Origin of the sequence: Acinetobacter sp. ANC 3929 (assembly GCF_000369405.1) — a bacterium.
Lineage (GTDB): Bacteria > Pseudomonadota > Gammaproteobacteria > Pseudomonadales > Moraxellaceae > Acinetobacter.
Genome location: NZ_KB850000.1, coordinates 81,660 through 93,197, shown reverse-complemented (window position 1 = coordinate 93,197; position 11,538 = coordinate 81,660). Strand labels below are relative to the sequence as shown.

Genomic DNA, 11,538 nt, shown 5'->3' with positions numbered 1-11,538 from the left:
CTTTTTTATGTTCAGGCAAATGCAACACTCCAAATCAATCGTATTGCAACTACCCCTAGAATAACCCCCATTACCCGTTCAAAATACACCCCAAACTCTAAAAAGCGTTTCCGTACAACAGGCTGAGCAAACATAATGCTGACCAAAATAAACCATACAGCATTGACTAAACACATCCAGATGCCATAACCAATTTGAACCTTTAACGGTGTGGTCGGGCTAACAATGGTAGTAAAAATTGCCAGAAAGAAAACGGTTGCTTTGGGATTCAGTGCATTGGTTAAAAAACCCATGTTAAAGGCCTTGATTAAGCTTGGTTTACCCATCACCTCGCCTGTCAAAATATCCAGATTGGTATTTGGCTGACTGCGTAAACATTGCCAACCTAGGTAAATCAAATAAATTGCACCTGCAACACGTAATAACGACATTAACCAGACACTTTGCTGAATCAAGACCCCAACACCCACCAAGGTATAAAATACATGCACCGAGATACCCACACCAATACCAATCGCGGTGATACAGCCAATCAAATAGCCATAGCGAACACTCTGTCTGACGGTAATAATAAAATCAGGTCCCGGTAAAACAACGGCCATAAAATGGATCAATGCCAAGGCCAGAAACTCATGTCCATACAACTGCCACATTTCATTTATCTCCACTTATGACTACAGGAAAAAGATTGTATTGCGATTTTTAAAGCGCGATAATCCAATCAAAATCCAAATAACTTTTGCGCTATGAGCACAAATCAAAGTCTGGTTCTATTAAATGAAATGGCAACTTTTGTAAAAGTTGTCGAAACGGAAAGCTTTTCTGAAACTGCACGTCAGCTCGGCTCAACCCCTTCTGCAGTCAGTCGTGCCATTGCCCGTTTAGAACGTGCGCTAGGCACACGCTTACTGCATCGCACCACTCGTAAACTGCGCTTAAGTGAAAGTGGCCAGCAAGTCTATGAACGCTGCTTGGATTTGGTCAATGCAGCGCAAGCGGTAATGGAAAGCTCAGGACAATTTCATATTGAACCACAAGGTATTATCCGAATCAGTGTGCCAAAGGCCGTTGGGCATTTTATGCTACACCCGCACTTACCTGAGTTCTTGGCACTGTATCCAAAAATTGATATTCAGTTGCTATTGGAAGACCGTTACATCGACTTGATCGATGATGGTGTAGATCTGGCGATTCGCATTACTGAACAGCCACCAGGTGGATTAATGGGACGTAAACTGATTGACATTGATCATTTGATTTGTGCCACGCCTGAATATTTGCAGAAAAATGGCATACCACAGCATCCACACGACTTAAAGCAGCATCAATGTATCTATTTGGGTGAACAACCGAATGATTCCAAATGGAAATTCCAGCAAGAGCAGAAATCCATTACTGTGCCAGTCCGTGGACGTTATGCTGCGAATCATACAGGTGTGCGTCTGAGTGCAGCCTTACAACATTTAGGCATTGCCAGTTTGCCTTACTTCGTAGCTCGACATGCTTTAGAACAAGGCACACTGGTTCAGGTCTTACCTGATTGGCATTTTAAGACCCATTATAGCGGTGGCGCATGGTTACTCTACCCGCCAACACGACATGTTCCACCAAAACTCAGTGTGTTCATTCAGTATCTGGCTGAAAAATTAGCCGCAGAACCTGTCCTGTTTCAGCAAAATAACCCAAGCTAAAACGATCACTTTCATTTATAAATCTAGTGATAATAGCAAACAATAAGATGATTTATAAAATTCTAACTAATTTATTTTTAATGTTTTACTCTTAAAAATATCGATAGATAAAACAGTAAAAAGCATCTTTATTTTTCAGCCTACGCAGATAGTAATGCACAAAAACAGATATTTTTTTCAGCATAAGTTATTTTTCTTCATTTTACATAATCGCTAATCTAACAACCAAGTTGTTATAACAAGTTTAAGTTCAATGAACCAACCAATTGTAAATAAAGTGAATGGTGAACGTCCGTTGTATGATCAAGTCTATCAGGCCCTGCTACAGCAGATCGTTGATGGAACCTATCAGATTCATCAGCAGTTGCCATCTGAAAAAGAACTGAGTGAATTATTTAATGTCAGCCGTATCACCATTCGTCAGGCATTAAATCAACTCCAGCTCGAACACCTTGTTTACAAGATTCAAGGCAAAGGCACTTTCGTTAGCGCACCGAAAACCTTTCAAAACATTTCCCAACTACAAGGCTTTGCAGAAGCCATGACCAATATGGGACATGAGGTATTTAACGTTGTAAAAGAGTTTCGCTTTATTCCTGCTACACCGCAAATTGCCTCGAAATTAAAACTTTCAGTCAACAGCACTGTGGTGGAGATTAAACGGATTCGCTTACTCAATCGTAAGCCGGTCTCATTTGAACTGACCTATTTACCCGAAGCGATTGGAACAGCATTACAACAGATCAACCTCTCCACTCGCGATGTATTTTTAGCGATTGAAGAGGATTTATCGATTGCCTTGGGACATGCCGATTTAAACATTGATGCCACGCTTGCAGATGAAGAGCTCAGTGCACTTTTGCAAGTCGATATCAATGCGCCACTGTTAAGAGTGGAGCGATTGACACACGATCATGCAGGACATCCAATCGATTTCGAATATCTCTATTTTTCAGGAGAGACCTTCCAATACCGTTTAAGAGTAGATCGAAAGCGAAATACCTAACGACCATTACTTTGTGAGTTAAGACTCACTCAAAAAGGCACAACATGAATACGATTACACTGGACTATGACATTGTCGTCATCGGTGGGGGGACGGCTGGCCCGATGGCAGCCATCAAAGCCAAAACAGCCAACCCCAACCTGAGAGTTTTATTGATTGAAAAAGCCAATGTGAAACGCAGCGGCGCAATTTCAATGGGCATGGACGGCCTGAATAATGCCGTGATTCCAGGCTATGCCACGCCTGAGCAATATACCAAGGAAATTACCATTGCCAATGATGGCATTGTTAACCAAGCCACGGTCTATGCCTATGCCAAACACAGTTTCACTACCATTCAACAGCTGGATCAATGGGGAGTAAAATTTGAAAAGGATGAAACGGGTGAATATGCCGTAAAAAAAGTCCATCACATGGGTGCTTATGTGCTGCCAATGCCTGAAGGTCATGACATTAAAAAAGTCTTGTATCGCCAACTCAAGCGTGCTCAGGTCAAAATTAATAACCGCATCGTCACCACTCGCCTGCTGAAAAATGCTGACGGAGCCATCAACGGTGTACTGGGTTTTGACTGTCGCAATGGTGACTTCTATGTGATCAAAACCAAGGCTGCGATTTTATGTTGTGGGGCCGCTGGACGTCTAGGCTTACCTGCATCTGGCTATTTGATGGGAACCTATGAAAATCCGACTAATGCGGGTGATGGTTATGCTATGGCTTACCATGCAGGTGCTGAACTTTCAAATCTGGAATGTTTCCAGATCAATCCGCTGATTAAAGATTATAACGGCCCTGCATGTGCCTATGTGACCGGTCCTTTGGGTGGTTATACCGCCAACAGCAAAGGTGAACGCTTTATTGAATGTGACTACTGGTCAGGCCAAATGATGTGGGAGTTTTATCAGGAACTGCAAAGTGGCAATGGCCCCGTGTTCCTGAAAATGGATCATTTGGCGGAAGAAACCATTCAAACCATTGAAGAGATTCTACATACCAATGAACGTCCAAGCCGTGGCCGTTTCCATGAAGGCCGCGCGCAGCACTCAATACTTTAAAATATAGAATAAATACGCAAACAATTGATTATTTTAAAATAAATTCATTTATTATAAATTCCACATATGGATTAAAAATATAGAATGAATATCGACATTTTGATCAAAAAAACAACTATAAAATTCCATATATGTTTTTAAATTCCCAAATTTTAGCCTTTAAATTAGCAAAATATTTGACTGGACGGCTGCTTAAAACTATCATTCCGTTGCTGACCTAAATTGTCAGTCGGTTTTGACAGGCCGTGGCGTATAGCGTACCAGATTCACACTTTGCTAAGTGTGGGTTATGTGCGAAACCCTCGTGTTCCCCCTTTGCGGTAGAACGAGAGGGGGACGCTTCGTGCGTGCTGGTTCTATATGCCCAGTCTGTCAACCCCCTCTTTGTTCTACCACCATCATTTGACAGTGATGTGGTAGAAACTTTATTCGCATATAGGAATTTATCATGTGTCATTCATCTTTTCTCATTTGTGTCCCACCACCTGCTCGGTCTCGTTATTTCAGCCAACGAGGAATAAAGAGCTAATTCTCAATTAACTGTATTAGACAAAATTTTTATACAAAACAATCTATAAGGTGGATGGCTAAGTCACGCCTATAAAAATATACCTTTTTGTCCCCTTGTGATTGTGAAGTATTACATTAAACACATGTGTGGGAATAACTATGACTGAATTAACGAAACCAAAAATCATTCCAATCGAAAACTACCCAAAAAAATCCAAATTATTTTTAAAATGTGTGGTCTTGCCAATTGTGATTTTTCTCATTGTCGCCAAAATTTTTTCCTTTGGCGCTTTCGCCTATATCTTCTTTGGCTTTGATCTATTCTGGTTTGTGATCATTTACTACCTATATCAATACGGAAATACCTACTTTGATGGGATGACCGAACAACTGAAACGTCAGGGTGAAACCTTTAATTATCAAAATCGTGGAGTCTGGATTAACAGTCAGGATAAGACCATCATCCTGTTTGATCAGCCCGATCAACGCCTAGTCAAATATCCTTTTGACTATATTACCTCTGTAGGCCATTACAATTTGGTCGAAGATCGCTTCAGAACCACAACTACAGTGATTAGTAACCCGATGATGGGAACACATATTAATCAGCGTGAGCATAGAACACCGATGAAGCGGGAGTTCCAAGTCAATATAGGGACAAGAGATCAATTCAAACCTAACTATAGCCTAAAAGTGCTATTCCCGTGGCGTAGTCCTCAAATGGCAAGTGAAATCCGCCAGTTACTCTCGGCTGATCATTATCAATAACAAATATTAGAAAGGTAGTAAAAGCGAGATGATTTCAAAAAAAAATTATGCCATCTGTCCACATGACGGGATGTTGCGGTTCGGGTGAACGATAATAGCTGTATTATCAAGGTCAATCGAACTTCACGTTATGACTATAATCTGCATGGTGAGGATTATTATACAAAATAGAAATAATAATCTTATAATATTGTGGTTATATTAATGCCTATCCTCCTATTTCTGGATATTAGGAATTGGAGGATATTTTACGAATTAGGATATGTCAGTGAATATTAAATTCATTAGAAATGATGATGATCTTACTAATGCTTTTATTCGCTTAGAAAGTATTTTTCAAGCAGATAAAGGTACACCTGAAGCTGATGAAATGGAGACTTTAGTCGCACTGATTGAAGCTTATGAAGATGAATATTACCCAGTCAAATGTAGACCCAAAAGTGATAGTGGCAAAAGCTTTACTTAGCACTGCTGATCAGCTCGGTCTGAAACAGGCACAGATTGCATCGGTGATTAAGGTGCATCGTATCTCGATTAGCCGCTTAAAGGTCAATCCTGTACTTGTGACCCTACATCTAAGCAAGGTGGGATGGTCTTATTCTAATCCGTGTTTATCACACAGTATATGTGCTAAGTGGTGGGAATTCAGAGTGGATTCATCACTTCATTAATTCCTATAAAAAAAGCGACTAGAGAGATTCCAATTGTGCAAGTTCAAAGCATGAGAGGCTTGATTACAGTCTTACAATTTTTGCGAACCATAAAGGATAATTAAAGTTAAATTTTGTTATAAAACTTCAATTCAAAATAAGCTTTCAGCATAACGAATAGCTTATATTGACTTGATGCACTTGAATAATCATAGGCCTTATTGATACCAAAATGCCTTTGGACACATTCGATAAAAAGCATACCATTAATACGTTTTTGATCAAAAACTTGATTAACAATCATTGCTGCAAAATTTCCAATAGTATCGCCATTTGGAAACCTTTTATAATCTAAATTACATTCACTACAAATGATCTCTAAATCTAACTTAGAACTAGTTATACGAATTAAACAACTCTGAAATGTATTTTTCCATTCAGAATAACCGACATTTATATCAACCATACCATCTGGATAACATGCTTCCAACTTATCCTCAAAATTCATATGATTGAGAAAGGTAACACTATGATAAGGTAATATTTTCTTATATTTATCTTTTTTACTTGCTTTAAATGCACTAATCAACTCTTTGAAGATATTCGGCTTTTTCTTAACATTTTGAACATACATCTCCATCTCTACTTTAGACATATACGATGAAAGTCTATGTAAGACTACTTCATGTTTTAGAGAATAAATGGTTGGTGGATTTTTCAAGTAATTCACTAAAGAACTACTAATAGCAATAGATGAATCTTTATACAAATAGTTATCTATCTCATAAAAAAGTACATCTTCAATTTCAGCAATAGGTTTATTGCTTTGAATACAAGCAATTGAGGTGGATTTAAGATAATTTTTAGAGCCGCTTTTACTCCAAATTAACTTTCGATTTCTACTACTTAAATTGTATAAATGAAGTCCAGAAACATTAGCCAAATTAATTAAAAAAACAGAAACATATTCAATAAAATTTTCATTTATTATATAAAACAAGATTCTATCAAAAAAGTTTTGGTCGAATACTTCATTTTTTTCATCAGCAGATAATTTTGGCAGAATAATTAGCCATAATTTTAAGACAAAGTGACATAGAGGCTCTTTAGACAAGTGTGATAAATTCTCTATTAAAAATTCCCAAAATGACTCAACAAAGATGAGATAGTCTTTTTCTGCATCATCTTTTAAAAAATTCAAATATAAGCTAATAAATTTACTTGTCCCCCAAGTACTTCGAATAATCCCCTTAAACCTATCAATATTTTCTTCATTTTCATATATTTCGTCTAGAATAAAAGGCAGCTCAATTTGATAACCATCCGCATTATGATGAACCAATAGTATAGAAAAAATTAAACTAAACTCAGACCAATTATTTTTATAGAAAACATCTTTTAAAAACAATAACTCATCTAACTTTAATTTTTTAGGATATAGAGTCACATTTTCAATTAAGCTATCTAAAACTTTCTCTCTAAATGGAGATAAAAAGCTAAACCAAAAAGTTAATCTATCATCACTTAAGTCTTGATAGAGAGTTAGAATCAAAGAATAAATACAATCTTTTTGACTCAAGTCTAAATCATTAACAATATCAACAATAATTTCTCTCACCCATGAGAATTTCATAGCATGAGCCAAAATCGACTTATTAAAACTCTGCCCTTTAGAGACTAACTCTTTAATTTTCACCTTTAGAGACTGTATGACTTGATTATCAATCAATTTATTTTTATCAGCAAAAATCCTTTGTAATTCAAAAAAGTTGGTTGCATGCTTAATCTCCTGCAACAATTTTTCAGAAATAATTTCATACTGGATATCAAAGAAATGTTTTGAAATATAATTATCGCAAAATAATTCATTTATATAATAGAGTGCGCTCATAAGATTAATTATCCTAACATTAACCTCATTACCACTATCAGCAACACTTAAACTATTGAGAAAACTAGATAAGAGATGAAATTCATTCAAACTCCCATTAAAATCTCTAAAAATCACATTAGGATTACCAACAGATAAATTTTCAAATGAATTAAAATAATTAATAGAAAACTGATTGTCTTTATTACTACCTAACGGTAATACTTTCCCCAGTCTTATATTCGTTTCCCATTGCGAAGTGAAATTTTCTGTAAAAATAAATCTAGTTACTTCTTTAAAAGAAATATCAATATACTTAATCAAACCTACCCAACTAAAATCTTTTCTTACAGTTGGAAGAAGTTTCATCCAAATTTCATTCAAAAGAGCTGTATATTCAATTAAGGTTTCCACCTCATCAACAGCTATAGGTATTATATTAGAACGCTTTTTAGAGTAAACATCACATATAGTTGAAATAATATTTTTTGACTTAAGAATTAATTCACTCCTAGAATGTTCATCTAAAAATGAAAAATTTGAATCATTTACAAAAATCGGGGAAGGCTGTTTAGCATCAGAAACTTCTCTTAGGTAAATGGCATCTTGAGTAAGAAATTTTAAGATACAGGAAATGTCATTTATTTTTTCTATATTTTCACTATCTAAAAATATCATGAAAGTTATATAACTTGTACGTCCATCGACTGGTAATATCTGAGTACATCCAATAGCAAATTTATTCAGTGAGTCAAACCATTTACCACTAATTAAAGGTATCTTAGGAAAATTACTAGGAATATAGAAAAAGTTTTTTAGATCAGTTTTCTGCTTTTGCTCTAAAATTAAAGAACTATTTCTATACTGATGTCCTTTAATTCTAGCACTGTCATCAGAATAAATACATGCCCAGTCTAAATACATCTTAATTACCAAGTCTTTTAAACATCCAAATAAATGGAATACTTAGGTCATAATTTTTAATAGTCGGGTTATCATTCGTAACTACCCATGACTGTTTCTGTAAGTTTCTTAAAAACTTCTGTCTTGCGTCTGAAATCTTCTTTGAAGGGTCTTCGGGATACTTATCTCTAACACGTAAACTCTCTGCTAAACTACCCAATGGACTAGCGCCATAAACCTGAATATACTCCTTATCCCAATTACTCATAATAAAATTATAAAACCATGGTAATACGCTTTCCAACCGATCTTCGGGTGTAATATTTATGCTAGTTTTATCTAGTTTATCCCAAAAATTCATGATTATGACTAATGGGATTTTTTTTACTTCTTTTCTTGATATTTTTTTAAGCAAAGCTACTTGTTGAAAAAATCTAATATAATTAAAATCACTACCTACTATATTTTCAGCATCCTTTTTTTCAAATTTTTTAGTTTCAACCTGCTGCTCGCATGGTTTTGCTAAATCATAAACTTCATCTTTATCAACTGGAATCATTAAAACAATTCCTTTTGAATTTATGATTCGTTCATTCCACTCTATCGTCCAATTTGCATGTTGAGTAATATCTAAAAATTCCTCGCCATTGTATTCTGGTAATTCAATATTAATTTCTTGGTTTTCAAATTTTAAATCCCAAGTACCGCTTTTATAGTCACTTTGAGTTCTATCTACTACAAAACCCTCAAATATATCTTGATCTAGAAGCATACTTGGTGTTTTAATTTGTTTTACTGCTGAATCAGCTAAAGTCCACTTATAGGCCAACATTCTAAGAAAATTTGACTTTCCAGATGCAGGTTCGCCTAAAATTAGAATTTCATATTTCATTAAATCCACTCTTTTAATTCTGAATAAACATCTTGAACATTATATTTAACAAGATTTAAATCTTCGTGGGTATTTTTCCCTGTTTGCGCAGCCAAACATGTGGTTACTATTTCACCAACCCCTACAGGAAACTCACCTTGTTTTGCCGTAATACTTATAGTCTTAATGTGTTTTAATATATTTTTGAATCTATCGAAAAAATATTGATTCACTTGTTCATGATATTGATAAACTTTTTTATTATTTTGGACAAGATCATATTTAGTTTCAATGAATATAATATCAACATTAGGGTTGTATTTTGCAATTATTTCTGAAACTCTATCTATAAATATTGTATGATTATCTTTTGAAAGCCATAACATATCCGTGTAGTATTCTGAGCTATCTAAGCAAATCAGTAGTATTTTTGCTTCTGTAATCCACTGAACAATACGTTGATATTCCTGACTTTGCTCATCAGGATTGCCAATTAGGCTAGAAAAGATTTCTCCAGCTGTATCACCAAGAAAAAGATCTGAACCTTTTCCATTGTGTTTTGCTAGAAGATGTAAATATCGGGTTCCAGGCCTATCAATTGTCCTTTCAGGATGCTGTGGTGTCTCACCATGGGCATAGTGTGTTAAGTCTATTAATTGATTCCATGCATTTAACGTGGACGATCCCATAAATCCTAGATCAGCTTCATTTCCCATTCGCAATGCATAAATTATTGAAGTTAATAAACTAGTCTTACCCACATTTGGTAAACCTATGAATGTTGCAATACTTGGCTCAGCCTCAAGGCTAAAAAACTTAATTTGATCATAGTTAATATGAGTATTGCATACTAAAATCTCTTTAAGATCAATATCCTTAGATTGACTATCTTCATTTTCCTCTATGTTTTCATCATTTGATACTTCATAGAAATCCTCACAATCTTCATGCGTGTTTCCTATATGACATGGAGGTATGTCCTCACATGAATTTTTTACAGGGCAGTCAGGGTTTTTACACGTATATAATGTCATTTAACCAACCCTAATTTTAAACTTTGAACTAATGACAGCATCTGTAAACTAAATGCTGGAACTGAAACTTCTAGATCTATATCACAGAATTTTTCCAATATACTGAGAATATATCTAATGTTATCTATCTCAGGTAGTACATTGAATTCGTCTTTCTCGATTTCTTTGAATGTGCTTAATATAACTTTCTCTTTTAGAACTTCTGGAAAGCACTTATATATCGACTCTAATAATAAGGCTTTAACCTTATCAGGTAATGGTAGTATTAAGGGTGAGTTTAAAGATTCAATTGAACACAAATCTAAAACCATAAATGCAGAACTTAAAAATGGATTTTCTATCAGCTTGTAAGAATAAAAATTTTGGTTAGGATACTTTTTTGTATGGCTTACATTTAACCACCACAATAAATCCTGTTCAATATCATATTGATTTTGTTTATTTATTATTTGTTGATAAAAATTTTTAGAGATATTTCTGAAAGAAGATAGAGCATTATACATTTCTATGATATTTGCACTACTTGCTTCTATATTTTCATTTTGAATTTGTTCAACGGGATGGCCTTCATCAGATTCCTCATCTGGATTTACGATATCCTGTAATTCAAAAAGATTTTCTATTTTAGGTGCAACTAGATTAGCATCTTTCCAGTCCTCAGAAATTATCTCTTCATGGAACTTCAGAAGAATATCGATAAAATCTTGACTAAATTCATTTTCTTCATTTCTTTTAGGATTATAAAAGCTGATAAACTTGATACTTTCACTGAGTATGAGTAGTTTACTAATATCAGTTTTTTCTAGAATTTCATTCTCAAATAGCTTAGTTATAGCTAATAATAAAATATTATTAGCAAATAATTTTGGCTTCTCACCAAAATCTGACATTCCTTGGAAAAGTAATGGGTTATTACTACTTATCTCATCAAAAACTTCACTTTTTACTTTTTCTATCAATAACTTATCTTTCGGAACATAAATTATTGAAAATATAATTTCAATTAATTCAGAAGGTGCCTTAGAAAAGATTTGATTTGAATAATCTTTAGCAAAACTAACAATGATATTTGTATCATCTGTAGTTAATTCTTTCTTCCCCACCCATTTTAATAAAATTTCACGTTGAATTTTTTCAGAAATATTTTTACAAACCGTCAAGATTTCCATAAATTTTATTC

At 34.8% G+C, this 11,538-nt stretch carries 9 protein-coding genes and 1 pseudogene; 5 read left to right on the top strand and 5 right to left on the bottom strand.

Going from position 1 to position 11,538, the window contains the following annotated elements:
* Nucleotides 1-11 precede the first annotated feature (11 nt).
* A complete protein-coding gene (locus F909_RS08020; RefSeq protein ID WP_005151663.1) occupies nucleotides 12-653 on the bottom strand; it encodes a LysE family translocator in 642 nt (213 codons plus the stop codon).
* Between the two features lie 93 nt (nucleotides 654-746).
* Between F909_RS08020 and F909_RS08025 the strand changes: the two genes are divergently transcribed.
* The 5 genes and pseudogenes from F909_RS08025 to F909_RS08045 all read left to right on the top strand — a co-directional run bounded on the left by F909_RS08025 (nucleotide 747) and on the right by F909_RS08045 (nucleotide 5,496).
* Complete coding sequence (locus F909_RS08025; RefSeq protein WP_005151661.1) at nucleotides 747-1,691, top strand: LysR family transcriptional regulator; 945 nt, start codon at nucleotides 747-749, stop codon at nucleotides 1,689-1,691.
* A gap of 253 nt (nucleotides 1,692-1,944) precedes the next feature.
* Nucleotides 1,945-2,697: a GntR family transcriptional regulator gene (locus F909_RS08030; RefSeq protein ID WP_005151658.1), complete on the top strand. Its 753-nt coding sequence runs from the start codon at nucleotides 1,945-1,947 to the stop codon at nucleotides 2,695-2,697.
* Between the two features lie 44 nt (nucleotides 2,698-2,741).
* Nucleotides 2,742-3,731, top strand: a pseudogene (locus F909_RS08035) (fumarate reductase/succinate dehydrogenase flavoprotein subunit); the annotation flags it as partial.
* 690 nt (nucleotides 3,732-4,421) lie between these two features.
* Entirely contained in the window at nucleotides 4,422-5,030 is a 609-nt protein-coding gene (locus F909_RS08040) for a sortase family protein (RefSeq protein ID WP_005151654.1), read from the top strand.
* A 268-nt stretch (nucleotides 5,031-5,298) separates the two neighbouring features.
* Entirely contained in the window at nucleotides 5,299-5,496 is a 198-nt protein-coding gene (locus F909_RS08045; protein ID WP_005151652.1) for a hypothetical protein, read from the top strand.
* Nucleotides 5,497-5,807: 311 nt separating this feature from the next.
* Here the strand turns inward: F909_RS08045 and F909_RS08050 are convergent, their stop codons facing one another.
* The 4 genes from F909_RS08050 to F909_RS08065 are packed head-to-tail and all read right to left on the bottom strand — an operon-like array spanning nucleotide 5,808 to nucleotide 11,527.
* Complete coding sequence (locus tag F909_RS08050; RefSeq protein WP_005151643.1) at nucleotides 5,808-8,474, bottom strand: hypothetical protein; 2,667 nt, start codon at nucleotides 8,472-8,474, stop codon at nucleotides 5,808-5,810.
* Between the two features lies 1 nt (nucleotide 8,475).
* A complete protein-coding gene (locus tag F909_RS08055) occupies nucleotides 8,476-9,345 on the bottom strand; it encodes a TRAFAC clade GTPase domain-containing protein (protein ID WP_005151636.1) in 870 nt (289 codons plus the stop codon).
* A complete protein-coding gene (locus tag F909_RS08060) occupies nucleotides 9,345-10,358 on the bottom strand; it encodes a TRAFAC clade GTPase domain-containing protein (protein ID WP_005151633.1) in 1,014 nt (337 codons plus the stop codon). Before F909_RS08060 ends, F909_RS08055 begins: the two co-directional genes overlap by 1 nt.
* The gene (locus F909_RS08065) at nucleotides 10,355-11,527 is read right to left on the bottom strand and encodes a hypothetical protein (RefSeq protein WP_005151631.1); all 1,173 of its coding nucleotides are present in this window, start codon (nucleotides 11,525-11,527) and stop codon (nucleotides 10,355-10,357) included. Before F909_RS08065 ends, F909_RS08060 begins: the two co-directional genes overlap by 4 nt.
* Nucleotides 11,528-11,538 lie beyond the last annotated feature (11 nt).